The 26,261-nt window shown below is 60.1% G+C and carries 26 protein-coding genes; 4 read left to right on the forward strand and 22 right to left on the reverse strand.

Features of this window, described 5'->3' with window-relative positions:
- Positions 1–107: 107 nt before the first annotated feature.
- Positions 108–3,059, reverse strand: coding sequence for a hypothetical protein (locus Pan189_RS02155; RefSeq protein ID WP_145362323.1), 2,952 nt, complete (start codon positions 3,057–3,059; stop codon positions 108–110).
- A gap of 172 nt (positions 3,060–3,231) precedes the next feature.
- Between Pan189_RS02155 and Pan189_RS02160 the strand changes: the two genes are divergently transcribed.
- The 3 genes from Pan189_RS02160 (at position 3,232) to Pan189_RS02170 (ending at position 6,113) form a co-directional block, all read left to right on the forward strand.
- The gene (locus tag Pan189_RS02160) at positions 3,232–4,611 is read left to right on the forward strand and encodes an excinuclease ABC subunit UvrC (RefSeq protein ID WP_145362324.1); all 1,380 of its coding nucleotides are present in this window, start codon (positions 3,232–3,234) and stop codon (positions 4,609–4,611) included.
- Positions 4,612–4,686: 75 nt separating this feature from the next.
- On the forward strand, positions 4,687–5,319 hold the full coding sequence (locus Pan189_RS02165; protein WP_145362325.1) for a Uma2 family endonuclease: 633 nt from the start codon (positions 4,687–4,689) through the stop codon (positions 5,317–5,319).
- Between the two features lie 89 nt (positions 5,320–5,408).
- On the forward strand, positions 5,409–6,113 hold the full coding sequence (locus tag Pan189_RS02170; RefSeq protein ID WP_145362326.1) for a lysophospholipid acyltransferase family protein: 705 nt from the start codon (positions 5,409–5,411) through the stop codon (positions 6,111–6,113).
- Here Pan189_RS02170 and Pan189_RS02175 read toward each other — a convergent pair.
- From Pan189_RS02175 to Pan189_RS02270, 20 genes are all read right to left on the reverse strand, one after another.
- The gene (locus Pan189_RS02175) at positions 6,050–7,129 is read right to left on the reverse strand and encodes a glycosyltransferase family 4 protein (RefSeq protein WP_145362327.1); all 1,080 of its coding nucleotides are present in this window, start codon (positions 7,127–7,129) and stop codon (positions 6,050–6,052) included. The two genes, Pan189_RS02170 and Pan189_RS02175, sit on opposite strands and share 64 nt — an antisense overlap.
- Complete coding sequence (locus Pan189_RS02180) at positions 7,126–8,229, reverse strand: hypothetical protein (RefSeq protein ID WP_145362328.1); 1,104 nt, start codon at positions 8,227–8,229, stop codon at positions 7,126–7,128. The genes Pan189_RS02175 and Pan189_RS02180 overlap by 4 nt, the downstream gene beginning before the upstream one ends.
- A 150-nt stretch (positions 8,230–8,379) precedes the next feature.
- Positions 8,380–9,879: a hypothetical protein gene (locus Pan189_RS02185; protein ID WP_145362329.1), complete on the reverse strand. Its 1,500-nt coding sequence runs from the start codon at positions 9,877–9,879 to the stop codon at positions 8,380–8,382.
- A 45-nt stretch (positions 9,880–9,924) separates the two neighbouring features.
- Positions 9,925–10,377 (reverse strand): hypothetical protein, encoded by a 453-nt coding sequence (locus tag Pan189_RS02190; protein ID WP_145362330.1) that lies wholly within the window; start codon positions 10,375–10,377, stop codon positions 9,925–9,927.
- 108 nt (positions 10,378–10,485) lie between these two features.
- Positions 10,486–11,169 carry a hypothetical protein gene (locus Pan189_RS02195; protein WP_145362331.1) on the reverse strand — a complete coding sequence of 228 codons (684 nt, stop codon included), beginning with the start codon at positions 11,167–11,169 and terminating at the stop codon, positions 10,486–10,488.
- A gap of 199 nt (positions 11,170–11,368) precedes the next feature.
- Positions 11,369–11,881 (reverse strand): hypothetical protein, encoded by a 513-nt coding sequence (locus Pan189_RS02200; protein ID WP_145362332.1) that lies wholly within the window; start codon positions 11,879–11,881, stop codon positions 11,369–11,371.
- A 49-nt stretch (positions 11,882–11,930) separates the two neighbouring features.
- The gene (locus tag Pan189_RS02205) at positions 11,931–12,374 is read right to left on the reverse strand and encodes a hypothetical protein (protein WP_145362333.1); all 444 of its coding nucleotides are present in this window, start codon (positions 12,372–12,374) and stop codon (positions 11,931–11,933) included.
- An 86-nt stretch (positions 12,375–12,460) separates the two neighbouring features.
- Positions 12,461–12,877: a hypothetical protein gene (locus Pan189_RS02210; RefSeq protein ID WP_145362334.1), complete on the reverse strand. Its 417-nt coding sequence runs from the start codon at positions 12,875–12,877 to the stop codon at positions 12,461–12,463.
- 10 nt (positions 12,878–12,887) lie between these two features.
- Positions 12,888–13,238: a hypothetical protein gene (locus Pan189_RS02215; RefSeq protein WP_145362335.1), complete on the reverse strand. Its 351-nt coding sequence runs from the start codon at positions 13,236–13,238 to the stop codon at positions 12,888–12,890.
- Positions 13,239–13,241: 3 nt separating this feature from the next.
- Positions 13,242–13,514 carry a hypothetical protein gene (locus Pan189_RS02220; RefSeq protein WP_145362336.1) on the reverse strand — a complete coding sequence of 91 codons (273 nt, stop codon included), beginning with the start codon at positions 13,512–13,514 and terminating at the stop codon, positions 13,242–13,244.
- 179 nt (positions 13,515–13,693) lie between these two features.
- Positions 13,694–14,191, reverse strand: coding sequence for a hypothetical protein (locus Pan189_RS02225; RefSeq protein WP_310820970.1), 498 nt, complete (start codon positions 14,189–14,191; stop codon positions 13,694–13,696).
- Positions 14,192–14,401: 210 nt separating this feature from the next.
- Positions 14,402–15,727, reverse strand: a complete 1,326-nt coding sequence (locus Pan189_RS02230) for a phage major capsid protein (protein ID WP_145362338.1) — start codon at positions 15,725–15,727, stop codon at positions 14,402–14,404.
- 4 nt (positions 15,728–15,731) lie between these two features.
- On the reverse strand, positions 15,732–16,217 hold the full coding sequence (locus tag Pan189_RS02235) for a capsid cement protein (RefSeq protein ID WP_145362339.1): 486 nt from the start codon (positions 16,215–16,217) through the stop codon (positions 15,732–15,734).
- Between the two features lie 105 nt (positions 16,218–16,322).
- Positions 16,323–17,465 carry a hypothetical protein gene (locus tag Pan189_RS02240; protein ID WP_145362340.1) on the reverse strand — a complete coding sequence of 381 codons (1,143 nt, stop codon included), beginning with the start codon at positions 17,463–17,465 and terminating at the stop codon, positions 16,323–16,325.
- Between the two features lie 439 nt (positions 17,466–17,904).
- A complete protein-coding gene (locus Pan189_RS02245; RefSeq protein WP_145362341.1) occupies positions 17,905–19,296 on the reverse strand; it encodes a phage portal protein in 1,392 nt (463 codons plus the stop codon).
- Positions 19,297–19,642: 346 nt separating this feature from the next.
- Positions 19,643–21,328 carry a terminase large subunit domain-containing protein gene (locus Pan189_RS02250; RefSeq protein ID WP_310820971.1) on the reverse strand — a complete coding sequence of 562 codons (1,686 nt, stop codon included), beginning with the start codon at positions 21,326–21,328 and terminating at the stop codon, positions 19,643–19,645.
- A complete protein-coding gene (locus Pan189_RS02255; RefSeq protein ID WP_145362343.1) occupies positions 21,228–21,677 on the reverse strand; it encodes a hypothetical protein in 450 nt (149 codons plus the stop codon). Before Pan189_RS02255 ends, Pan189_RS02250 begins: the two co-directional genes overlap by 101 nt.
- Positions 21,655–23,004 carry an ATP-binding cassette domain-containing protein gene (locus tag Pan189_RS02260; RefSeq protein WP_145362344.1) on the reverse strand — a complete coding sequence of 450 codons (1,350 nt, stop codon included), beginning with the start codon at positions 23,002–23,004 and terminating at the stop codon, positions 21,655–21,657. Before Pan189_RS02260 ends, Pan189_RS02255 begins: the two co-directional genes overlap by 23 nt.
- A 54-nt stretch (positions 23,005–23,058) precedes the next feature.
- Complete coding sequence (locus Pan189_RS02265) at positions 23,059–23,637, reverse strand: ParB N-terminal domain-containing protein (RefSeq protein WP_145362345.1); 579 nt, start codon at positions 23,635–23,637, stop codon at positions 23,059–23,061.
- Between the two features lie 302 nt (positions 23,638–23,939).
- Positions 23,940–24,269, reverse strand: coding sequence for a hypothetical protein (locus Pan189_RS02270; RefSeq protein ID WP_145362346.1), 330 nt, complete (start codon positions 24,267–24,269; stop codon positions 23,940–23,942).
- Between the two features lie 148 nt (positions 24,270–24,417).
- Here Pan189_RS02270 and Pan189_RS02275 point away from each other — a divergent pair, with 148 nt between their 5' ends.
- On the forward strand, positions 24,418–25,443 hold the full coding sequence (locus Pan189_RS02275; protein WP_310820972.1) for a ThiF family adenylyltransferase: 1,026 nt from the start codon (positions 24,418–24,420) through the stop codon (positions 25,441–25,443).
- A gap of 93 nt (positions 25,444–25,536) precedes the next feature.
- Here the strand turns inward: Pan189_RS02275 and Pan189_RS02280 are convergent, their stop codons facing one another.
- A complete protein-coding gene (locus Pan189_RS02280; RefSeq protein ID WP_145362347.1) occupies positions 25,537–26,187 on the reverse strand; it encodes a response regulator transcription factor in 651 nt (216 codons plus the stop codon).
- Between the last annotated feature and the right edge of the window lie 74 nt (positions 26,188–26,261).

Raw genomic sequence — 26,261 nt, forward strand, 5'->3', positions numbered from 1 at the left:
TGAAATAGTTCTTCGATGATCTAATAAGAAGGCTCCCGCAATATGGCGGGTGCCTTCTTATTTTAGTCATGCGAGTCTTACGGCCTACTACAACCGGATGACTATTCTTATTGAGCGGCGAATCGCGTGGCCTCGACGGGGGCCTCGTAGTCGCATTGAGGCACCGGGTTGGTCCATGGGATCCTCCACAGGTGGCTAACCAAGGCCGGAGTGTTTCGCCCGTCATTGTCGTACCGAAACTCATGGATTAATAAATCGCCTTTTGAGCTATATCCAATTCCATCCCAAGGACCATGGATGTCCGGAAACTTATAAACCTTACCCAGGTGATAACGTCCATCAATACTTTGATAGACATGTCTTAGACCAAAAAAAGTTTGAACAAAGACCGAGCCACGACGGTCGCTGATGACGAAGGGCGAATGGGGCACAGCCGGAACGTATAGTCGCTGAACTATTTTCCCATGCTGCCAAATTCGGAATTCGCGAGAGACGTGCCTCTCCCCGTTTCTGATATCGGTCAGCCAGACTTTGCCGGGATCGCCGATCCCGGCAGGAGTGCTTTCAGGGCCGTCATAATGGATTGCCCACCCGCCGTTCTCAATGGTTTGGTCAATGCCTTGGTCACCGATCCGCCAAGCGAGCTGAGCTTCGACGCGACCGGGATCATCATAAGCCCCACCATTTCCGGTCAGGCGATAGCCCGGAGCCCACATCGCCCCTTGCGAATCACGAACGGATAAATTCGGGGACCCGAAACTGAAATCTCGACGTCCGACGACCTGCGGCGCTTTCGACAACGAGACATCGCCGTCGATCACTTCTGCGAACAGCGAAATCCCACCAGGTCGAGGCGACATTAAATTACTAATTAAGACCTTTTTTCCGCTGCCGACCGGGCTGAGGAAAGCCGCGCCGCCAGCCCATTTTTGCTTCATTCCGAAGGTGACGAGGCGTGGAGTTAAGTCTTGCCACTTCCCTTTGATTACGATACTGACCTGTTGCTTCGAGTCGAGTCGCCAGATATTTCCCGCGCGATCGGCGCATAACGACGGGTCGGCCCGGCGTCGGTGGCTGAATTGGTTTACGCCCGGTTTCGGCCCGAACTCCTCGGCGATTAACGATTGCAAAAAAGGCAGCATCTCACTCGCCTGACCGGACGACAGTTCGAATCCGTCGCGGATCGCGGTCAGGTACTTGTGTCCGCGCGCCGCTCTTATTTGACCGCCCAGAGCATTCGGCGCCGGCATGTTTTCCGGGCCGATTCCGTCAGCAATGACCAAGTTGGCTTTACGGGCTGGGAGCAACGCATGAGGCTGACCTCGATTGACAGGCATGACGGTTTGCCAACGCCGACCGTCATGCCGAATCACGCCTCCGCCATCATCCGTCGCGACAATGGTGCCATCAGCGAGGATCGCGGGTTGCCTGCGAGTTGTTTTCTTCGAGGTGCCGTAGAGCGGTTGACGGTTATCGCGCCCGTCCGGTCGGTAGCGTAACGCCAGCATCGTCGGTCTCAGCGAAGCCCACGGGCCAAATCCGATGTTGTTAATGTAGAACCCGTACAGCGCACCGTGGCGGTCGATCCCCCGAAGTCCGACGCCGGGCACCGGGTGCCGATTGATGACTCGTCCTTCAATCAGGTCGACTTGCTCCAGTGGAAACCCGGTGCTGTAAGGTTGCACCCAGACTGTGTTTCGTCGTCTCCCGGAAAACGCGCCGAAAGCGAAGATTCGAGCCGATTGTGGAAACGGCGTTTGATGCCAACTGCCGTTGCGTTGCCGGAAGAGCAGTCCGCAAAAGTCGGGGTCACGAGTTTCGCCAAATTGCCCGCTAATAAGTACGTCTCCCGCATCGTTGTTGCAGATCCCGCCAATTTTCCCTGTCGAGTAGGGGCCGAATTGATCGCGACTTCGGTCTTGGTTCTCCCATGCTGCAGTAATGCGTTCATAGGCTTCTTTGCGGACGCTCTTCTGCGTTTCCCCCGATTGATTGTCAGAGGAAAGCAACTCCAAGATGAAGGGTTGATAGAGCGCTCCTGAATCGATCAAGACCGATTCCGCTTCGGCGTCCCGTCCTTCCTCAAGTAATTTGATTTTCGCGATCGCCTCGACGACCCGCTTGACTCGACCGTCGGGTTTAAAGACGCCGAGTTGGTCGACGTAGTTGACGGAAGGTCTTCGATACCGGGTGTAATAAATGAGTCGGTCCGTCCCGAGGCAGATCATCTTTCCATACTGAGTGTGTCCACTCCGCTGGTTTTCTGAGAGCGGCGGGTCTGGACCGATCTGGTGTCGCTCCCACGAGCCGTTGCGATACCAATAGACGTACGGATTACCCCACTGGTATGCGACGGCCGAATCGTCTTCCGACGACACCGATAGCTTGATGGCGCCGGCACCGGTTCGCCCCATTACGATCTTGTTCTCGGGCACAATACGCAGGCTGGACCACTTGCCCGCAGCGAATCGATGGATTCCTTTTCCACCAATTAACCAAGCGGCGTGAGGTGTGGAACGATTAGAGGTGGCGGTATAGTACTGGCCACGGGAGGGACAATTGCCGGTCAGTCGGCTTGTTGAACTGTCGCTCAAAGTGTTGTTCGGCACATCAATTGCAGATTCGGTCCAATCGAGTTCTCGTTCGACCCAATTTTGCCCATCGTAGCCAAAGACACGCGTGCCGTAGCGATATGCAAACCAGGCCCGACCGCTCGGTTCGAACAGTAGCGGCCGGAAATGCCTAAGTGCTGGCTTTCCCAAAGAGAATTGCTTCTCGACCTCGGCCTTTGCGGCCGCGTTATCCTGCTCTTCAATCTGCGGAAGTAGTGTCCTCCACACACGGCCACTCGCATCGACATGCACATGCACCGGGCTGGTTTCGTAGACATCGAGCATCGGGTTATCCGAAGGTTGCGGCGCCTCGACAGGCTTTCGAGGCGTCGCAATCTGCGCGTCTTGCTCTAAGTCCTCCCAGTGCGCGCAGGCGGAGATCGCCGAGGTGACCGACAGCGCGACCGCTGTGACAGCCGTCAGCAAGTTTTGATCTGAAATCGTCATAGGAGAAACTCACTGACGGAAAATTCAGTAGACGTTCGTTCTGTTAAATTACGCTAACTGATCTGTTCGATGAACGCCAACGTTAGTGCGTGTAAGCTCGTCGGCCCCGGTTTCCGGTTCGGCGCAAACGCGTAGAATCGGGCAACAGATTCCCGCTTGTGCCAGAGAACTCATGCCGCAGGACGCACCCGCTTCGCCCGAGGACGCAGCCACCTCCCCCCAGTCCGGGCTGTCGCAGTATCCCACTGAGCCGCGTGAGAAGGCAAAGCAGCTGCCCGATGCGCCGGGGGTCTATCTGATGAAAGACGCCGCCGGCGTGGTGATTTACATCGGCAAAGCGGTCAACCTCAAGAACCGCGTCGGCAGCTACTTCTCGAAGCAGGCACTTGAAGATCGCCGGACCGCCGACCTGGTGCCGCAGATCGCCGACATCGACTTCATTCAGACCGAGAGCGAGGTCGACGCGATCCTGATGGAGGCCCGGCTGATCAAAGACATTCAGCCGCGGTTCAATAGCGACCTCAAAGACGACAAGACCTTCCCCTACCTGCAAATCACGACCAACGAAGACTTCCCGCGGATCGAGTTCACCCGCGAACCGAAGGCGAAGGGCGTCAAGCTTTACGGACCGTTCACCAGCGCGGGCAAGCTCCGCGGTGTGATCAACGTGCTGCAGAAGGTGTTCAAGTTCCGCACCTGTAGCCTCGACATTGATGAAGACGACGCCCGCTGGCGGTGGTTCCGCCCATGCCTGCTTGCCAGCATTAATCAGTGTACCGCGCCCTGCAACCTGCGAATCACCAAGGAAGAATATCGCAACGACATCAAACGCCTGCGCATGGTGCTTGACGGCAAGAAGGATCGGTTACTCAAAGAGATGACCAAAGAGATGGAGGAGGCGTCGAAAGAGCTTCGCTTCGAGAAAGCCGCCCGGCTTCGCGATCAGGTCGCCGCCCTCGCGGCGCTCGACCTGCGAGGCGATCTCGATGAGAACGCCCAACCCGAGGTGTTCTATCAAGACCCCAAGAAAGGCCTCGCGGGACTCAAGCAGGTCTTCAAACTCGACGAGACACCGCGGATCATCGAGGGAGTCGACATCGCGCATCTGCAGGGTGGCGAAACCGTCGCGAGCCTCGTGCAGTTCATCGACGGCTTGCCGTTCAAGCCGGGTTACAAACGGTATCGCATTAAGGGTGTTGACGGCGTTGATGATTTTGCGTCGATGCGCGAGGTCGTCAGCCGACGGCTTCGGCGGCTGCAGAACGAAGACGGCCAGTTCCCCGACATTTTGCTCATCGACGGCGGCAAGGGGCAGCTCTCAAGCGTAATCGCCGCGATGGAAGCGATCGGCCTCGATGAAACGAACCGACCCTTCACGATCTCACTCGCCAAGCGCGAAGAAGAAGTATTCCTGCCCGGCGAGTCGGAGCCGAAGCGTCTGAGCCGACACTCCTACGGCCTACGCCTGCTGCAATACGTCCGCGACGAATCGCACCGATTTGCGCAGCACTATCACCATCTGCTGCGGCGGAAGAGTACGTTCGGCGAGTGAGGCAAGTCGAATTGTGCAACCGAGGCCCTGTTCGGATAAGATGGTTGTCGGGAAACTCCTTGCCGGTACTGATCCATGTCAGCTCGAACAGTCGAAGAGATTCGAAACGCGCCGCTTCCGGGAGAACCGGTTTACCGGGTCGCGGAGATGCTTCCGCAGCAGGGTCAGTGGACCGAGTCTACTTTCTTACGCTATTGCCTGGGTGATTCGCGCGTCGAGTTTGTCGACGGAAACTTGGAGTTTCTCGCCGTGCCGACGCGAACCCATCAGCGAATCCTGTTTCTGGTTGCAGAACTGTTGCGTGGGCTTGTCGATAAGGCTGCGAAAGGTGAAACGTTCGTCGCGGGGTATCGCGTCCGTATGGCGGGTGGAAATTATCGCGAGCCCGATGTCGTTGTGGTTCTGAATGAGCACCTGGCCGAAACTCGGGAAGACTTTACGCCGCACGCCGATCTCGTGGTGGAGGTCGTCAGCACCAATGATCCGGAGCGAGACTGGGTCGCCAAAAAGGCTGAATACGCGGCGTCGGGTATCGCTGAATATTGGATCATCGATCCGCGTGTTGAGACGCTGACCATCTTCCGCCTTGATCGCCAGACGATGGATTACGACCTGGCTTGCACTTGCGGTCGCAATGAACAGGTCATTTCGCCGTTGCTCGGGGATGCGGGGATTTCGGTCGACGAAATCCTCGGCCCCGTCGGCTGACGAATCGCTCTAGCCGCAATCCCCCAATTTCACGACACTCGCCGGTCCCGCGGCACAGTTCCCCATCGCGGCCTCTGGCGGAGAGTTTGATGAAAATTCGGAATCGACTGCTCAACAAGTTGCTGGCCCACAGCGCGGCATTCGCGCTGCGTTTGGCGACGCGATCGTGCCGGCCGGTGTTTCATGTCGCCGAAGCCGGGACGAATATCTTCGACGAAGACACGGGCGGGCGATATCTCGTCTCCTTCTGGCACGATCAGATCGTGCCCTACGTTTTCATCCGAAAACCCCGGTACATTGCCGGTCTCGTCAGCCGTCATCGCGACGGCGAATATCTGGCCGACGGAATGAAAGCGGTCGGCATTCGCCCGATTCGCGGCTCGTCGAAAAATGGTGGTGCCTCCGCCATTCAGCAGATGATTCGCGATGCCGAAGGGTATCACATTGCCATCACGCCGGACGGCCCGCGCGGTCCCCGGCGGCAGATGAAACAGGGGATCGTCTACCTCGCCTCACGCATGAAGCGGCCGATCGTGCCGACGTTCACGGTTTGCGAGAAGGCGTGGACGATCAAGGGGAATTGGACCGACCTCGTGATTCCCAAGCCTTTTTCACGCGTTCATATGATCGGGCGACCGTTTTTTCATGTGCCTCCCGACTTGAAGCGGGACGAACTCGAACCGTGGATTCAGAAACTGCAGGCGGAGATGGACCTGTTGGAACAACAGGGTCAAGCTATTCTCGAAGGTCGCGATCCCTGCATCGAACAGGTCGAGACCCGCGCGGCGGCCTGATGCGACCGGACGGCGATTTGCAATCGGCCCAATAAGTCGCTTCGAAACCGTGACAGGCTGAAGTGCTCATCAGCGTGGGCGCGGCACCGCCGAGAACGAGTTGTTCGTACGCTGCGATCTCGTAAGGCGAGGATCGCGGCTGAAAATGCAGCGACATCGTCGCACAGGAATCCGGTCTGCGGCACGATCTGTTCGCGGAAACCGCCGCGATTGTCGACGATCGGGATGCAGCCGCACCGCATGGCCTCGGCGCAGGTCCGCCCGAAGGATTCGGTCAACGTCGGATGGTGATAGAGCATCGCGTCCCACCGCCACAGCAGGGACCGGGCCTGTCGTGAGGCCGGGTGAAATATTGCTCTGCCGAAACAGGCATCGGCGAGTGCTCCCTTTTGTTCTTCCGGGCAGCCGACGAACTCCCACGAAACGTCGGCCGGTCCGCGGTTCAGTTGACGATAAACTTCGATCAGTTCACGCGGCCACTTGTGCGGCTTCGGCGTGCAGATTCGACCGATCACCAGTCGATCGCGAAGCGGCCGCTCGTCATCGATTTGCAAGCGGGGCGGTCGCGGTACTGCTTGATACACGACCGCGGAGTCTGCCGGGCGAGATGTCGCCTCCTCTTCAACCCGCTTGTGAAATCGTTCCGCCAGCCATCGCGAGCAGAACAGCGTCGCGTCAGCCGGGGCCGCATCGATGTGCGAGTGCAAGTATTGGAGTGTCGGGATGCCGTTCGGGCCGGGCATCCTGTCCCGCGGCGTATTGTGCAGCAGAACGAGGTCGGGGGACTGCTGCTCGACGGCAGCGTCAACGGATTCAACCGCCGCGATCACATCATGGGGCTGAAACGCGTCCCGCGTAGTTGAAGTAACAGGGCCGACAAATGCGACGGAATGTTGAAAATCGGGCAGCGACTGCGTGACCGTCCATGCACACGCGGCGGTCCCACCGAGGATGTCTCCGACGTTGCAGACCTGCAGTAGATGCAAGGTTCGCGGTGAGTGTGCGATGTCTTTCATCCAACCTCTCTCGGCACGATACGCACGTTGGCAGCGGCGTCGGACAGGCAGCCGGCAAGATCATTGGACTGCTGCACCGGAGCCGCGCCGATCGGAATCGGTTCATGAGCCTCGGCCGGTCTGCGATGCGATTTGGAACGAGGCGGTCGATAGGGTCCGACATCGCGCATCGGTCCGACGCCTTTCGGCAATCGGGGGCCGCGTGTGTGATAGCGCCCGAGGGTGGATTCGCTCATCGGGTCGCCGAAGCGAATGCGGGTCTCCTGCAGGATGTCGACGGCGGGACGGTACTCAAAATAGTCATTGAGCCGACTGCCGGGCGTGACTGAAACGATCGATAGCCCATGCGATGAAAACGTCCGTCGGGCCAATCGCAATTGCTGGGCAACGCGATCGTAATGGCGGTCGGTCAGCGCGGCTGATCGAATCGGCTTCGTCTCGGCAAAGTGATACTGTCGTCCTTGCGGCAGTCGGTCGAGTTCCTCAGCCGGCAGCCCGGCGGCCTCGCAGTCTTTCAGAAATTGCTCCAAACCGACGTTGAGATCGAAGTGCACATCGCGAGTCGCGGCCCGTTCAATTTGTTCGCGCGACGGACGGACCCGCATATCGGTTCCGGCGAGATAGAGCGTGCGGAAGCCGAGCCGATAAAGAATGTCGATCGCCTGCAACAACGAATCGGACCAGTCGAGAATGCGATCGGACGATCGATCGAAGAAATTGCCGTAATTCCGCCCGGGCTCGGAGTCGAAGAAGTATAGATTCGGGCAGTCGGCCACCTTCAGCGTCGTCTCCGGCACCAGATCAGTCGCTCGCCGGGCGTGCACGAATTTCGTGATGCCCGCGTCAAGGTAAATCGACTTCAGAAAGCGGCAGGTCGGGTCGTAACTGGTCCAGAAATTCGGACGTAGCAAGCCACTGCCCGCGAGGTTCACGGTCATCACCGGGACAGCCGAACGGCTGATTTCGTCGATCGGTAGGTCGGTCAGTGACGGCCCGCCGCACACGAGCCAGCAAGCAGACGGCAGCGCACCGGCGAAGGCATCGTCGAGTCCGACCGGCGTGCGCGCCCGATCGAGATTGATGCGAAAGAACGTGCCCAATCGGTCCCTCTCATTTCTCGGCTCGACTAGAAGCGGTTTCAAATCGCCCAGCATACAAGCCCGAGGCGCAAGCCGTCGGGGAAATCGCTGGTTGATCGACCATCGGCTTGCGCCTCTGGCTGGTATTGAAATCGCTACTAGCGAAATGGTTCACGAACTGGCGTTGCCGGACGAACTCGGTAGCGACGTACCCGCGTCGGACGACGGCGGCAAAGAGGTCCCGTCGCCAGAGGCATCCGAAGAGCCGAAGTCCGAGCTTGGCCAATCCGAACTGAAGGCATCGGAACTAGGCATGTCCGAACTCCCGAAGTCGGAGCTGACCGCGTCGGAACTCACCGAACCCGATGAACCGTTCCCGGTCGACATTCCGCCGGACGATCCGGAGCCGCCAGAGCCGTTGCCGCTGCCGAAACTCTCGTCTGGGAAGGAAAACAGCGAGTACTCGCCGCCGGGGTATTCGTCGCTGAAGAGAATCTCGTCGTAACGAGGCGTCTCCCAGCGCTCGTGGCGGTCGGGTTCAGGCCACAGTTCCCGCGGATCGGGCGGCCCCAGTTCGAGCCGAAGTCGTAACGCATGGTCGAAAAATACCCGCACTGTCTCGGCGGCCGCTGTCGCGATCGCATCACCGTTACGGTCCTGCAGCGTGAAACGACCGAGCCAGGGAAACAGCGGAGTGGTGCGATCGCCCACTTCGACGATGTGTCGAACTGTCGGCGCCGCGTATGTGCGAAAGAATTCTCGCGCGAAGGCATCCGCATCGGCCGAAGTGCGAATCCACGGCACGGAGATTTCGATTTGTCGATCGCCGAACTTCGCCCTGCTGTTCGGCTCGACATAATGCCCGCGCCACCGGAGCGAGTCGCGGACCGGCGACCACGTGACGTCTTCATTTCGATAGACATACCCGCCGGTCAGCAGGATGCGATTAAATAACAGGTCGGTGTCGCGCGTTTCGGATAACACGATCGAGTCTCGCCCTTCGCGGAACACAGCCGAAGCCCCCGATGGCTGCTCCCGAAAATAGAATTGGCCGTCCGCATCGACGCCCCACGAGGCCTGCCGGGCTCGGACCGCGAGGTCGTTGAAGATCGCTCGTAGCGACTCCTCGCCTCGAAATTTCAGCGAGGATATGGCGACCGCGTCCACTTCCGCCGGCACGGAGATCGACGCCGAGTCGTAAGCGATATCGGTCGGGCCGACGACGAAGCGATTCAGCAAAGTCAGGATGGTTTCGCGAAGGCCGCCGACCGTGTCGAACGATTCGACCCCGTGGTCTGGATCGGCAGCGAAGGGGTCGGTCACACCGATCACGTAGGGAGCGCTGTCGACGGCATCTCGAAAACCGCCGGGGAAGATATGATTGAGTTGGGAACTCATCCCGCTCAAACGCGCGACCGCTCCGGCGGGACTCTCTGCGACGACCGATTCGACGCGGCCGAAATACCAGCGAACCCCCGAGGTGTCCTCTACGGCAAACCAATCTCCCGCATCGATGGAGTTGCGATCGAGAAATCCGTCTTTGAAGCGCAGTTCGCCTGCGCCGCAGCCGCCGCCTCGATGCCAATCGAACCAACAGCCCGACACGGCTCGCGGCGCGATGTCGGCCGTGAAGTCCGTCGATCCACTTCGTGAGTGAAGAATCCGTCGCATGAGTTGGCGAATGTTCGAGAGAGGGTTATTGCGAAACGCGACACATCACGAGCCGGGGGCTGTCGTCAGCAGCGTCGGGTTTTCGGCGTGAACGACCAGCGAGTACGTAAAGAGTGAGGCTTCGGAAAGGTCCGACTCAAACCGAGCCGTTGTGCAGCCGGAGAACTTCCGATAGGTGTCGCTGCCGGTATCGTGATATAGAAAGAACTCGTATCGCGCGTCGAATCCCGATGGCGACAACGCAGCCCGGAGCGACTCGACTGCCGCGAGCATCTCCGCCTCGGTCGCGAGGATCGAGCCGGCGGCAGAACTGAACTGCCCTTCGACCAGAATGTCGATGCCGTTGGCGGATGCGCTGCCCCGCACGTCACCTGCGGAGAGCGGCACTTTAAACTGCTCGGCGTCCCACGCGTTCTGCAATCGCAACCGGGTAACCGGCCGCGGCAACACGAGCAACGAACCATCCGAGTAAACTGCGGGTTGAAACGTCAAAGACATTGGAGAGGTGAGAGGTGAGAGGTGAGAGGTGAGTGGTGAGAGGTGAGGGAAGCCGGCCGCGCCTCTTCCGTCTACTAACTTCTGACTACTATCTTCCGACTCCTTCTCTCACCCGCGCCGTTCTCTCCGGCGGGATGATTCAAAGCGAAGGTCGCGGATTAAAGAGGCGACATCGGTTCCGCTGCGGACATTAACCGCGATGTCGCCGAAGTAGCTGACGTTGGAGGTGTCGCCTTCGTGACGAGGCGATTCCGCACGGGGCGCGGCACTAACGGAATTGAGTTGTTCTAAAAACTCCCGACCGAGCCGATCGACCGCAGGCCGTCGCAACACGTACTCACCGGCGGTGAGAAAGGCGGGAACCTGATCGACGCCGCCGGGCCCGGTCACGAGGCCGCCCGAAGCGAAGCGACGGATCGGACCGCCGAAAGGCAGCGAACCACCGAACCCGCCGAAACCGATCGTCCGGAGAATTGAGACGCGGGCCGTGACGGCTTCGACCGATTGTGCCAACGCGTTTAACGCCCCGAGGGCGGGCCGAATGTTCAATGAGACCGGTATCGCCGACAACTGACGCAGTCGCACGATCAACCGATCGGCAGCGCTGCCGGCGCGCCCGATTCCCTGTTCCACGGCTCCGAATTGTGATGCAAGTCGCCCCAGAGATGCCGACCGGTCGAGCGTCGCGAGTCGATCTTCGAAACGATCGAGTAGCGCGAACGCGCTTTCCATTTCGCCTCGAAATTGCGAGCTGTCACCAAGAATGCGAACGGTGAGTGATTCGGAGAACATGCTTGGATTGAGGGGTGAGAGGTGAGGGGTGAGCGTTTTGGCGGTGATGGATGGGGTGAAGAGTTAGAAGTTAGGAGTTAGGAGTCAGAAGTTGGAGTTTAGAAGTGAGTTGATCGAAGACTTAATATGAGGCCCAGCGTTGAGAAAAATTCCCACATCCTTAAATTCTGCCTTCTGCCTTCTGTCTTCTGTCTCCCAATCACTCACTTCTTTCGATCACCGGCTTCGTTTCAAAGTCTCGTCCGACGAATGAGATCACATTCGCGTCATCGGCTTCGTTCATCGTGAGCTGCTCGCGATAAACTTTGGCGAAGGTGATTGTCTCACTCGCGACCCCGGCGGGATCGACGATGCGAAATTGGAGTTTTAAGCTGTCCTGCTCTCCGGGGTCGCTCGTGCTTTCAAGGCCGGTCCCCGAGGCAAACGTCAGGAACTCATAGAGCTGCAGCGGGTCGGCGGCATTCGCACTCTTGCCGATGAGCTGGGTCCACTTCGCAGAGAATGACAGCGAAATCGACTCTTCGTCGCCCTTCCTGGTGTGGCCAGCGGCGATTGAGCCGCGATCTTTAATTTCGAGCGTGTTTAACCGCTCCGTCCAACTTAAATCGCCCTCGTCGAGGACGACGGTCAGGGAGTTCGGCGTCGGCGTTGTTCCGTCCGACAGAACGAGTTCGCCGTCACGCAGGTTGCGAACGATATTGGAGACTGCCATGGGCATTTAAGTTTAATTAGAGTGATCGGATAACGAAGGTGCTTCAACATTAAGAAGTTGGTTGCGCCGTCGGTTGCCAGGAAATGAGGAGATGAATCAGGTCGTGCCGGGAAAATTCGGATCGTGTTAGATCACGAACCCGGCTTTCATTGAATCGGCACAGCGCGACGATCGGGTCGTCCGAGAGGTCGGTATCGCGGACGGAAACGTCACTGCCGTCAAGAAGCGTTCGTAGCTCGTCGACCAATGCCCTGCCCCGCAACGCATCGTCGCCTCGCTTGACGAACACGTGGATGTCGCAGCGGAACGAGAGAAACTGATTATTTGCCCGCCGGGCGATGTCGTCCGACAGATCGTCGATGGCGAGTTCGACCCATTCGTCGACGGACGATGTATCGAGCGTCCGGCCTGGAAAGGCGACCGGCGTATCGGGGGCGAATTCGTCGTTAAGCAGCGAGGCGATCGCCGCAGTCAGTTGTTGAGTCGAAACCATGTGCAAATGATCGCTTAGTTTAAATATTGACAGGCGAGCCGGAAGCGTCAGCGCCCGGAGTATCAACGTGTTAGATAGAGTTCCAGTCACGAAATTGATCCCACTACTTCAGCGAGCGCTCCACGCACCATGGCGAATTCCGGCGCGTTTGCTGTGCCGTATTCGAGGTGACCGACGTAGGGCACGCCGTTAATGATTTCGATTTCTGTCAGGTCGCCATCGTCGAATTCATGCACTTCGCCAGCGGCGAGGCCTTCCTCGACAGCCCGGCCTTCGGCATTCGAGCCCTGCCAACCGGGCGGGAGCGTGCCGCCGAGTTCGAGGAGGCCCTTCACCCAGGCGGCCCGGCTGCGGGCGGTGTCGACCGGATGACGGGAGATTGTCCGTTCGAGAACCTGACGAGCGACTTCGCGAACGAAGGCACGTCGGTGGTCTCTGAGCATTTCGGCCGGATCGCCTCGACCTGTTCGGTTTCGAGAGACAGTGGCAGTGACTACGAGCATGATTCTTACTTTAGGATCCGAAACTCATCGAGCGGCAACGAAGTAGCACGGTCGCGTCGTCGGCCGATCGGACGACTTCCGTCACGCGATACTCCGACTCATGCGCGGCGACATACGCTGATGGCGGGCGATAGCCCTCCGGTATGTCCGCGGTTCGAACGAGTACCGACAAGTCAGCGATATCGTGCTGCCCTCCGGCAGCGTCGTTCGGGGACCGCTCCGGTCCGCCGAGGATCGCTTGAGTTGCGGTTTCCGTCCGCGTTTCGGTCACTGCACCATCGGCCGGGTCGACGTCACGCTGTTTAACGACGAGCGTCACTGCTTCAGACCAATCGGCGAAAATGAGGTCGAGTTCATTCATGTTTTAATCCTCAAAATTAGCCGTGGCGGCATGAATCGCCGGCTGCTGTTTGAGCAACTCGCTGTAATAGCGTCGGGCGTCGAGCAAGGCGTGCAGGTTCGCCGCCCGATCACCCGCGCGACCGGCGTCGCCGGGGAGTGAGTACTTGAGCGCCGCGAGTTTGCCGTCGCGGAGCAGGTTTGTAATGTCGAGGTCAATTTGAGCGAGGATGCCCTTAATCTGAGCTTCCGTCAGATCGGCACCATTAACGCTCGAGAGATCTTCAAGGTCGGGCATTGCGAGAGGTGAGTGGTTATAGGTGAGAGGTGAGGGATACGTTTAGCCGCGACCGACAGGGAGCGTGGTCTCCTCGGCCTGCCGGATTTGTTCATAAGCCAGCAGTCGCAGTTGGTCGCGATACGGGAGACCTTGGAAGTCAGCCGGTCGCATCGCGAAACGTTCGGCGGCGCGAAGGATCAGGTAGTCGAACGACCGTGCTCCAGCGGGGCGGCGCGGGTCGATTCCTGCCGGGAAAAATCCGAGCGGGCGACCTCCAGATGGGTATCGACGAGGTTACTCATGCGGGCAACTTCATCGCAGATCAGCGTCAAATCGCCCGCCGCGAAACCGGCCGTCACGAGTTCGTCGTAGAGTGCATCCGTGTGAGCGGCGATGTCATCCGAGATTGTCGATTCAAAAGTCAATGAAGGATCCTGCGCGAGTGCCGCTTCGACGACCAATACAGCAACCCGGCGGTGATAGCGTTCGAGTTCATTTAAATAGGCGGAATCTCGCTCATCTCGCGTGAGCACGGCGAGCCCTTGCTCATCGCGAACCGGCCGCCCGCCCGCATCGCGCGCGACCTTCGTCGGAGGTGAAGGCGGCATCAACCCGCGCTCACGCAGCGAACTCTGAAACCCGAGCGGCAACGGACACAGCCGCAGCGGAAGCGAACTTCCGTCAGGGCGCGGCAAAGCGAACTCGCGAGTGTATCGCAGATCGGGAGTGTGGCCGGAGATTTTCATAGGGCGAGAAGTGTGAAGGGAGAAGCGAGAAGCGGACGAAGTAGGGAGGGCTGTGCCCGCCGGCGTTTTATTCAGCTGACGAATGACAGATTTCGAGAGAGCGAGAAGCGAACACGTCGTCCGCTTCTCGCTTCTCGCTTTTCGTTCACCGCTTCTCGCCTATGCTCCATCCACCTTCGTCACGAACGGCGTATCCACCGCGGTGACGCCGCCGAAGTAGCGGACTTTGACGCGGAGGGCGACGTCGCGTTCGAAGGCGGCTTCGCTGTCGGCACTTTGCAGGAACGTCTGGACGGGCCAGATTTCGGTCCACACGAACTGCCGGGGGAAGTCACCGATGTACCAGTCGGCCAGCGCCGCCCCGCCCTGCTCGTCGATGAACGGACTCGACAGGACTTCGAGCGTCCCGGCGATTGGGTTAGCCATCGTGGTCGAACCGTCCGGTGTGGCCACGGTGACCTCGGTCGCGTGGGCGATGCTGCGGGCGGTGCCGCGGAGCGATTCGGGCACGAGCATCTGCCGCGCGGGCATCACCATCGGTCGCGGCGTGCCGTCGATGCGATCGTCGACGACTTCGGTCGCGCGGTAGCTGAGCACCTCATCAATGTCGGTCCAGTCGACGAGCGGCACGGCGGCGTTAAACGCACTGGAGATCGTGTTGCCTGAGCCGACGTAATTGCGGTTCGAGCCGTTTGATGCGTAAAGCGCTTCGCCGCTGCCGCTAGGGCGGTAGACGAACTTACTGTTCGCCGCGTCGGCGTCGGTCACGCCGCGGACGATCGTGCGTTCGCGTTCCTGGCGGAGGTAATAGCCGAGCTGCGTTGCGCGGCGATTGATTTCGCCGGTTTGATCGAGGCCGATCAGCTCCTCCTGAATGCTGAGGATGCGGCCCTGCTTCGATTCTTCCGTGGTTACGTAGCGTTCGCCGAAGGTCGATTCCTCATAGGCGTGACCTTCTTCGACTTCGGTCGGTCCGGTGAGGGCGGTGAAGCCGGCGATACGACTTGAACGTTGCCGCGTCGGCATCACGGTGACGAGTTTGTCGCCGATGAAGCCGGAGTCGTCGTTGTAGCCTTCGAGCACCTTCCGCCCCAGCAGTTCGCCGGTGACGACGCGGAACAGATTGGTGCCGACGCCGGGATTCGATTCGCGGAGCAGCGTGACGGGGCCGCCTGCGTCAGACGATTCCTTCAGTCGAGAGAGTTCCGGCAGCACGCCGCAGGCGTCGGCCAGTTCGCGATAGCTGAAGTCATCGACACAGAGCCGCTGCTCGTTGAGCAGCGAGCAGACTTTGCGATAGAAGCCTTCGGCACCGAGGCTTTCAATGAGCGTTGTAAGGTTTTGACCGTGCATAGTGAGTTGAGAGTCGAGGGTTGAGAGTTGAGAGAAGAAGCGGGAAGCGAGGAGCAGGGAGCGGGACTGTGGAGGACCGGTGGCACGATTGCCGACCTGCTCCTCGCTCCCTGCTCCTTGCTCCTGACGCATAGCGTCATCCGACAGCCGCGTTCGCATTCGCACTGCCGGGGTGGAACGCGGAGGCGAATTGGACGCGAAGTCGGGTCGAGCCGGTGGGGGCGTACTCGGCGGCGCGGGCGATGGCGTGCGTGGCGTCGGTGGCCTTTTCGAGCGTGGTGCTCGTCAGCGTTTCGGTCGCCTCATCGGGGGCGAGTGTGTCGCCCAGTTCGAACGCCGCGGCGGCGGTCTCCAACTCGTAGACCGAGAGCGGGCTGATATCGACGGAGACCGGGTCGGTCTCTCCCGCGATAGATCGCGAATGGGCGACCCCCAGGAACGCGGCGGCGAAGGCAGCCCGTGTCGTGGCGAGGTCGGTATCCCACGCGAAATCGGCAGCGGGCTTGGCAACACCGCTGTCGAGAAACAGCAGGTCACCCGGATCGATCACCGTGTCGGAGCCGACCCGCACCTTGCGGAGCTGCACCTGACCGGAACGAAAACGAAGTTTGTGAGCGGACATGATTTCCTTGTTAGAACTGGAGTGAGGAAGTGGTTTAAGCTTGAGAGATGAGAGACCAGAGGTTCGTTTAGCCGCGCCCGACAGGAAGCGCGCTTTCGTTAAGCGTCACCGCTTCAATGCCCGCACAACGGCATCGTCGTCAGCGCGGTCATCGGGCGGGGTTCGGGAGCGGCTCAGTGGCGGAGAACGACGGCTTTGTTCGAGCAGTCGACGGCGATCCTCGATAAGTTCCTGCCGTTCGCGGCGCGATCGCGACTCGACCAACTGCCGCCGAAACAGCGGCGTGACGGCACTGCCGGGCAGCTCCGACCGATCAATCAGCAATTCGACTTCGCGGTCGCTGTCGAGTTGCTCCCGCAGCCGGCGAAGTTCTTCGCGCAGCTCCTCGGTTTCCGATCGTTCCGAAGCCGCGGAGGAAAGAATTGCAGCCCAGTCGGGCATGATGGGTTCTTCTTCATCGTGCGGACGATGCTCGCCGAGCGTGACTTCGAAGTCTTCCGAATCGGTCGTGCCGACGGACCAGGTGACGCGTAGGAGCTGCGTCTCGCCCTCATCATTTTCCACTTCGACAAGAACAACCTGAGGAAAAAGGCCGGCTCGACCGACGCGGGCGGGGGACGGGTCGAGCCGGCCGGCCAGGCCCGGCAATGCGGCATCGAGCGCAGAGAGAAGAGACTCGATGCTACCGGGCCTGATCGAAACCTCCGGCGAGGAAAGAGTGGAGGTTCCGGCAGCGACGTGATTGGGAACGGCATGTTCGCCGTTCTGATCGGTTTGTTCCGTCAGAGTGGAAGTCGTCGCGGGGAAGGTGACGGCATCGACGCTGACGACTTCGCGGATGCTGGCGATCGTTTTGCCGTCGGCGGTGCGTTCGCCGATGACGACGTGGCTCATGCCGACATTCGGCGATCCGCTTTCGGCGAGAGCGAGAAAGGTCTTGCCCGCCTCGGTGTCGAGCGTGTGAACGTCTCCACGAAGGCGCCCGTCTTCGAAGCGAACGTTTTCCAAATGTCCGACCAGGTCGCGGGTGCTCCGGCGGCGTGGGTTACCGGGCGACTGGGCGTGGTCGAGGAAAACCGGCTTCTCCTCGTACAGCTCGACGGCCTCGCGAAGGGCATCGTCATTGTAGGTGTAACCGTTGAGAGAACGGTTGCCGGTCAGGGCGACGTCGGTCACGCGTCGGCGGCGACGATCGACCCGCAGGCCATCGCTCCGCCAATCAGTAACATGCTCGGTGAAAGTTTCCATTGGGAAAGTTCAGAGTCCAGAGTCGAGGGACGAGAGTCGTAGGGCGGGCTGAGCCCGCCGGGACGTATATCGAGAAGCGGCTAACGAGAAGCGAGAAGCGGCTGTTGGATTTGGTTGGTGTTTTTCATGGTCTCTACCTTTAAGAAGTTGGTTGCGCGGTTTGCGGGATTTCTTTTGACCGATTCTTAATTCGAGTAGTCCGGCCGGTGAGTTCGAGAAGCGACGAGCGAGATTAAACAACGCGTCATTTCTTAGATTTTTTCGGGTGCCGGCGTGCGTGTCGTCCCCGGCACCCGCGCGAAGATATTTAGCCGCGACTGGTAAGGAGCGGATTAGGGCGCGGGTTGAGAAAACAATTAAGGCAACGAAGATTGGGCGAGTCCTCCCTGATCCGCTTCCTTCCGGGCGCGGCTGCATTAATTCTCATGGAAACCATCTGTCACTCTTCGCTCGTCACTTCTCGCGACATCTCTTCGCGCATTGTTTCGGGATCGACGCCGTCGCGCCTCGCGACTTCGGCGCGGCTGAGGATGCCGGCTTCGGCCATGCGTGTGTCGATGTCGCGGTCCTTGGCCCGGTCGCGATTGACGAGTTGGGGGAAAGACCATTTCGGGCGAAGTTGTGTTGAAGTCCCATCGGGCAATTCGCCGCGGCGCTCGGCCTCGAGCAGCACCCACCGCCACAGTCGATTGAACTCGCCGGCGAAGAATTGTTGCTCCGCTTCGAACAGCTTTACTGCGGGGCCTTCGGCGACCATCGTGCTGGAGAAATTGGCGTTCGAAGCGTCGCTCGTCAGCATGAACTCCGGCAGTCCCGCACCCGCAGCGATTGAGAGCAGCAATGAGCGACCGAGCGGCACGGCGTCGCCGAAGTTAGTCTTCGGTTGCAGGAACTCGAGCGTCGTGTCGCGGGAGGTGGTGAGGATCGTGCCCGGCTTAACCCGTTCGCGCCGGCTGCCGCCGGTGGCGGATTCGGACACACTTTCAGCAACATCTCGCACCTGTCCCGGTGAGCCGTGGACCTTGCGCCACAGCACGATGGACGACTGCAATGGGCGGGCGGTGAGTTCAGTGTCGAGCCACTTGTCGTGACGATCGAGCGGATCGATCAGCGGTGCAAAGAGCGACACGCCGCGTTGCTCGTTCGAGTCGACGCCGATCTGCGAGTGCAGGATTTCGTCGGCCGCGATCTCTTCGAGCAGTTCGCCCGAAGTCGCATCGATGCGGAGGTAGGCGATCGGCGATTCGATGTCGTCGGGTGAAGTGATGATGCCGCCGCAGGGGGGATGTCCGGGCACATCGCCGATTGTTTCGGGATCGACGAATCGCACTGTCGGCCCGAAGTCAGACTCCAACCCGGAACCGGCGTACAAGCGTAGGAAGCACTCGCCGTCACGCCACACGCGGCGGGTGAATTCGCGATACGAGAAATGCCGGCAGTTCGCCGCGAGGAACGACTGCCAATGTCGATCCGCCGCGCGGATGACTTCGGCGTCAATGTCGATGCCAGTCATTGCTTCGGGCATCAGCCGAAGCTGCGGCCCGGCGACGTAGATTTCGAGCAGTCGCAGGATGTTCTTAGCGTGCGGATTCTCTCGAACGAGTCGGCGGGCTTCATCGCGAATCTGCCTGCGTTCGATGGACGTCGCCGAGCCTGTGGCGTTGATTGCGTGCCAGCCACGGTCGTCGTCGATCGGTTGCGACTGCCCTTCATCGAGCAGGGTCAGCAGTCGTTCGTTGGCGAGACGTTCGTAACGCGCTCGCAGCGTCGCAGCGGAGAGTTTATCGCGGAGGTAGGAGAGCATGTCGTGCTTTAAAAGCGGATCATTCACTCGGCCATTGATGTCGGCCTTCACCCCTTAAGAGTTGGTTGCGCAGAATTTCTCGTAGGGCGGGCTGTGCCTGCCGAGAAGCGACGAGCGAGAAGCGGTCAGGAGCAGCACATTGTGTCTGGGCTGCCGGGGTGCGTGTCGCCCCCGCAGTGCGATGCTCGCCCTCGCATTGCATCACTCCCCTTGAGCGATGCTGTCGCCGAATCAAACTTTGCAACGTGCGAGCGAACCTATAACCGCGACTGGTAAGGAGCGGTTTAGGGGTCCGGGTGAGGTTCGCTGTGACGCAATGAACATGGGATGAGTCCACCCTGATCCGCTTCCTGCCGGGCGCGGCTGTATTGATTCACAACGCAAATCCGCCATCGAACGTTGGCGGCGTGATCTCGTATACGCTCGATTTGTCTTCGCTGTTCGCCTTCGTTGCGGCGAGCACGGCGGCACCGAGGGCGAAGGCGCGGTCGTCGTGAAAGCCGTGGCGGTGGTCGATGCGGACGCGGCCGGTCGAGGCCTGTTTGAGCAGCAGTGATGCGAGTTCGGTTTCGATGTCGTCGCACTCACTGGTGTCCTCGCGCTGTCCGCAGCCGGGGTACCAGCGGATGCGGCGGGCGGCGATCATATGCCGCAACGTCATCGCTAATTCGTGATTGCCCCTGCCCGCGGCGAATTCGAAGCGTTCGATGTCATGCCGCTGGCTAAGTCGCTGCACTACGCCGGCGAGTTGATACTCGTCGACAACGAACTTCACGCGGCCGAATCGCTCGGCTGTGCGTTCGATCCAGTCTTCGACCCACTGCACCGGCACCGGATTGTTCGGCGTGGGGACGACAACGTCCATGCGATCGACGATGAGCGTTTCACCCTCGGCGTGCAAAACAACGCCGACGGTGAAGTCGTGCTTTTCGCCGTAGTCGACCGCGGCGAAATAGACGTGCGATCCGGCGGCTGAATCCCGCGCAATTAGACCTTCATCGCGGCAGGCTTCGGCCTCGGCGATTGTGACGAACTCGCCGTCGCCGTGTTGCCAGCGATTCTCCCACAGTCGGGCGTAAACAGGGGGAGGCAGCAGACTGCGTTGTTCCTCAAGGTCATTGACGCGGAGCCAACCCGCTCGTGGGCCTTCAAATGTTGAGAAGTACCAGCCGGGATCGTTACGGGCCGATTCGCGGAGTTGCCAGTCCCAGCCGCGGCCAACGCCCGCGTTGGAAAGCACGATCAGCACGCCGTCCGGCTGCTTCGCCGCCGAGCTGAAGACCGACTCCCAGATATCGGGCCCCTTCCAATGGCATAGCTCATCGCAGATGACGAAGTCGGGCAACAGTCCCCACGAACTCGCGACGTGCGAGGAAACGACCCGTACGACCGACTCGGTCTCCTTATTAACTGCCGCATGTTTGAATGTCTTCAGCGGGGTGAGCAGCGTAGGGTTCGCTGACTTCAAACGGGCGATCGCTTCGACGACGAGCGAGCTCTGCTCGACATCGGCCGCGACGACATACCCATTGAGCGGTCGCTCCGCGAACAGCAGTGCCCACGTAATCGACAGCGCGGTGTCGGAGGTCTTCGCATGCCCGCGTGGCCGTTCCAGGTACGCTCGGCGAACAAGGGGATTCGGGGTGGCCCGGACGCTATACGTCCGGGTCGCGGAGCGACAAGAGGTCTCAGTGGGGTCGTGCGATGTACGGCAACGTTCCGATTCACGTGAGCATTTACCGAGACCTCTTGCGGCTGCGCCGCCGGGTTCTGTAGGAACCGGGCCACCCGACGAATCTCCCAGACACAGATTCACCCAGGCCGCGTCCAACGCCGCGAAGTCCTGTTCCTGCCAGGGTTCGATCAATCGGCCGAACGGGTTGCGATCATGTGGTGAGAGACGAATCCAGTGCCGAAACAATTGAGGATCGTCCGCGCAGCGTCGGCGGAGCAGTTCGTCACTGATCCGTATCTTCTCGATCAGTTCTCGCCGGCGGGAGTTCGCCCTTGCTCGGGATGACAACCGACCGGGAGTCGGCGATGCGTTCGAGTTCGTCATTCGTGAGTGCATTCAAATCATCGGGGAGGCCGCCCTCGGAATCTTGGTCGCCGTCGATCCAGCCGAGGGGCGGTCGCGACTTCAGCCAGAACTGCTGAGCCGAGACGCTCCCCTCCATCGCCTGTCGATAGAGGGCCGAGGCGACGTTCTGGCTGAGCGCTGCGGTGACGGCGGCGAGCCTTTCGCGAAACGCCGCGTCTTCGGCCCACGTTGCGAGATACGTCTCGAACGTCACTCCCAGTTGCGAACACGCCGCGGTCGGGCTGCCGCCTCGTGCGAGAACGTCGATCAGAAGTGTTTGTTGATCACTCGTCAGGCAACGGGATTCATTCGGCTGTTCGCCCTGCACTGCGCCGGCGTTCGAATTCGGATCGGTTGTCGAACACGTAGTAGACGGGGGCGGCGAAGCGGCTTTTGATGTGAGACTCTTGCGAGAGGAGCCGCTTTTGTTTCGAGGCCGGGCCATGTCGTTTGGTCGGTGAGCCGTAGATTGCGGAGTGACGTCGCCGATCGCTGTTCGTCGTTGTGGATGAGCCGACTCGCGTGAAGCCGGCTCTTTCGAACAGTGGGTTGATGTTTCCCATCGCGGCAAGTGTTTCGACCCACGGAAACGGGACTGCTTCACAGCTTTGACGAACGAAGGCCGCGGCGAGACCGGCTCCGCGATATGTCGGGTGGAGCACCACGCGGGAGAGGTGGACGAGTTGCCGATTGAGGACACGCAGGCCGAGCCGCGACCATCGCGACTTCCTCCTGAAGAAGCGGTTTCGTTGCGCGAGTGAAAGGGGCGGGCTGGCGAAAACGCAGATGCCGATCGGTCGGTCGTCGTGCCACAGCACCGTCACGAAGCGGACCGAGCCGAGGTTGTGGCTGCGATAATGCCACCGAGTGAAATACGGCCAGTCGAGCCGCGATCCGGTCGTGATCACGCAGCGGTCGGCGAAACTGATTCGCTTGGAGCATCCTGCTCCACGGGGGGCCCGCGTCCGATCTCCTTCGTGAATTGAAGGGCGGGAATGTCGCGAGGCCGTTGCCGCAATGAGTTCTGAATTTGTTTCTAAGTTTGTGCTGATCACCGGCTCGCCGTCGAGGTCGCAGCGGACGTGAAGGTCAGGCGTAAGGTCTTCCGCGATGTCTTCATGCGTGGTCGCGACGAGAAACCCGATGCCCTGTTTCTCTGACAGTCGGCGGACATTGAAGGCGATCACCTTTGCCAGCGTCCGGTCGAGCGTGGCGGTGAACTCGTCGATCACGATCCACTGCGGCTTCTGGGCAAAGGCCGCGGCGATGCGGAAGCGGAACCGCTGCCCGTCGCTCAGTTCCGCAGGCGTCCGCAGCATCAGCCGCGGTTCGCTGAGGCCGACGAGACTCAGCAGTTCGACGGCCTTCTCAAACGGCAGCCCGAGTGCATCGCACACGAGGGTGTCGGGCAGTTCGATCGTCGCCGCATTGATAACGCCGTCCAGTTCCGCAGCCGCGGTCCGCAATAGGCTCGATTTGCCTGATCCGCTCGGCCCGGTGAAGGCGACGATCTGCCCCGGTTCGATCGGCAAGTGTAAATCCCTTGCGACGACATGCTCGGCGGTGTCAAAGGTCAAACCGAAGTGGTCCATCACGAGCGAAGCATGAGAGGACGGCACCTTCGGCAAGGTCGGATACGAAACGTTAATTTGCATGGTGAGAGGTGATTTGGATTTAAGATCGTTTAGCCGCGCCCTATAGGAAGCGCTTCATGCCTCGGACGAATTTGGCATCCGGACGTGGAGTTCCAACGAGTGCGTTGCCACGACTCGGTCAATCTCTGGGCGGATCCGTTCCCACCGCTCAATGGGGATGGTTAATTCCGCCGTGACGGTATCGCTCTCGGTCGAAGGCTCCTCGACCGGCGGGTCCGTTTGCGGGATCATCAGTAATTCGTCCAACTCATCCGCACTGAAGCCGGTGAGCGTGGCGTCGAAGTCGGGCAGTTCTTCGAGGTCGGCCAAGACGTCAATCAGCTTGTCGGGCTCCCAGTCGCCGCCGACGCGTTCGTTGTTGAGCGTGACATTGAGTGCTTTTTCGCGAGCAGGATCGAGGTCGACGATCACGCACGGCGCGATCGCATCTCCGCGCGCCTTCAAAATTGACAATCGCTGATGCCCGCCGACGACATAGCCGGTGCGACGGTTCCATACGATCGGCTGAACGAGCTCAAACTCGGTCAACGACCGCTTCAGCCGCTCGTATTCGGCCATTCCGGGCTTGAGTTCGATACGCGGGTTGTAAGGGGCGGGGACGAGTTGATCGATCGGGATGTCTACGAGTTGCATTGTTTGGAGAGGTGAGAGGTGAGAGGCGAGAGGTGAGAGAACGGGTGGCCCGGTTCCTACAGAACCGGGCGGCGTCAGCCGCAAGAGGTCTCTGGGTGCGGTTGGCAGATCGTTGCCGGGTCGTCGTGCGAGCACGCTTCTGAGACCTCTTGTCGCTGCGCGACCCGGACCTATATGGTTCTGGCCACCCGCCGAAGTTGATTAAACAGGGGCAGCCGCGCGCGGAAGGAAACGGGCAATGTCTTTTGCCGGCCCTGGTGTGATCCGCTCCTTGCCAGTCGCGGCTTTACGAGGTCGAGTGATTAACTTTGAGGTCGATCGGGGTCGCTGAAGCCGTGGTTGTCGTCGAAAGCCGCATCGCAGCCGAGGAAATCGGGCTCGGCTCGGAAGCGTTTTCGGATTTCTTTTTTCGTCCCCTCAATGGAGCGGGAGACGTGGCCCTTATGATGACCGAAGGCGGCGGCGATCAGTTCAATCGGCCAGCCGGCGTTTTCGCGCAAGGCGACCATCGCGAGTCGCTTCCAGGTCAGCTCATCCTCCCCCGCGTAGTGCTGTTGGATCGTCTTCCAGAAATGATCGGGGCCGGTACGTGGCAGCAGGACCTTGGCTTCTTTGGAGTTCATGACCGACACGGCTACATTCCCTGTGTGAGTTTCTTGATCGAACGATTCATGACCGACGCGGATACTCTTTCCGTTTGAATGCCGTTGGGGAACATGCGTTCCGTTCTGTTTGTGATGCGTCGGCGGTTTGTGTGAGAGACGAATACGGAGGACGGAGATGGAGTCGCGGTATGCCAAACAGATTCGCTTTGAAGGGATCGGCGAAACCGGTCAGGAGCGAATCAAGAACTCGTCCGTCACCCTATGCGGGTGTGGTGCGCTGGGGACGGTGCTGGCCGAATCGATGGTCCGGGCCGGCGTCGGCGAATTGCGGATCATCGATCGCGATATCGTCGAGTTGTCCAACTTGCAGCGGCAGGTGTTGTTTGACGAGCGCGATGCTCACGAAGGACGCCCCAAGGCGATCGCGGCGTCGGAGCGGCTGGCGGCAATCAACAGCGAGGTCGTAATCGAACCGATCGTTGCCGATCTTACCTCCGGAAATGTCCGAGAACTCGTGGCCGGTGCCGACTTGATTCTCGATGGCACCGATAATTTCGAGACCCGGCTGCTGATCAACGACCTCGCGCTCGAAGAACAGATCCCCTGGGTCCACGCGGCGGTGCTGGGAGCGGGAGGGCAGACGATGCCGATCGTTCCCGGCGAGACACAATGTCTGAGGTGTCTGGTGCCCGATGACTCTTCGGCGTCGGAAGGCGAAACCTGTGACTCCGTCGGGGTGATCGGCCCAGCCGTGGGAGCAATTGCCTCACTTGCCGCGGCGACGGCGCTGAAAATTTTGTGCGGGACGCTTGAGCCGACGCAGGCGATGCTGAGCGTGATCGATACTTGGCAGCCGCGATTCCACAGCGTTCAGATCGCGAAGACCCAACCCTCCGACTGCCCTGCATGCGATCAGGGTCGGCGGGATTATCTGTCGGGTCGATTGAGCAACGAATCGACGGTTCTTTGCGGGCGCAACGCAGTGCAGATTCGCCGTGGGAGCGTGACCGAAGTCGACTTTGATCGATTGGCTCGTTCGCTCGAAGGCGTCTGCGATGTCACGCGGACCCCCCACTTCCTGCGGGCCGCGCCGGGCGATCCGACGGTTGTGGTCACGCTCTTCCGCGACGGGCGTGCGATCGTTTCAGGGACTGACGAGCCGACGATTGCGCGCACGGCCTACACGCGACTGCTGGGGTGATTTCGGCAAACAGTGTTATGCGTGCGCTCGTGGTGTGAGCGTTCGCCGCTCTTACTCACAAACACGGCGGGCACAGCCGGCCCTATTCGTTGCTCACGTGCTTTCGAGCAGCCATTGAACGGCATGTCGGGTGAGAGCGGCGCCGTTGGGGAGATTCAGTTTGGCTTTGATGTTCTCACGGTACGTCTCGACCGTCTTCGGACTCAGTTCCAACTTCGCCGCGATCTGCCGGGTGGTGATGCCGCGGCCGATCATTTCAAAAACTTCGAGCTCGCGATCGGACAGGGAATCGACGATCGATTCGTTGCCGCTTTCACTGCCGGAGACGATCCGATTGAGCATCTGGTCGGACATTGTCGAGCTAAGGTAGACGCGGCCGTCGAGAACCTGCCGGCAGGCATCGATAATGTCGGACGTTGCCTCCTGCTTGCTCACATAACCTTTCGCCCCGGCTCGCAGAACGCGTTCGGCGAACAGTGATTCGTCGTGCATTGAGGTCACGAGCATTTTGGCCTGATCATTGCGAGCTCGAATCTCTTTAATCAGTTCAATGCCGCTGCCGTCTTTGAGCGACAGGTCGATAATGGCGAGGTCCGGAACCGCTTCCGTGTATCGTTTGAACGCCTCACCGACGGATGCGGCTTCAGCGCATACTTCGAGGTCGGGCTGTTGGTTGATCAGAATTGCCAAGCCCTGCCGGACGACCGGATGGTCGTCCACAATCATGATTCGTCGTTTCCGCATTGGTATTTCATCTTTTCAGTGAACGCGGGGAGCATCCGCCCCACCCGCGGGCAACTTCTGCCGAATTTCGTCAG

The sequence above is a fragment of the Stratiformator vulcanicus genome, assembly GCF_007744515.1.
GTDB lineage: Bacteria > Planctomycetota > Planctomycetia > Planctomycetales > Planctomycetaceae > Stratiformator > Stratiformator vulcanicus.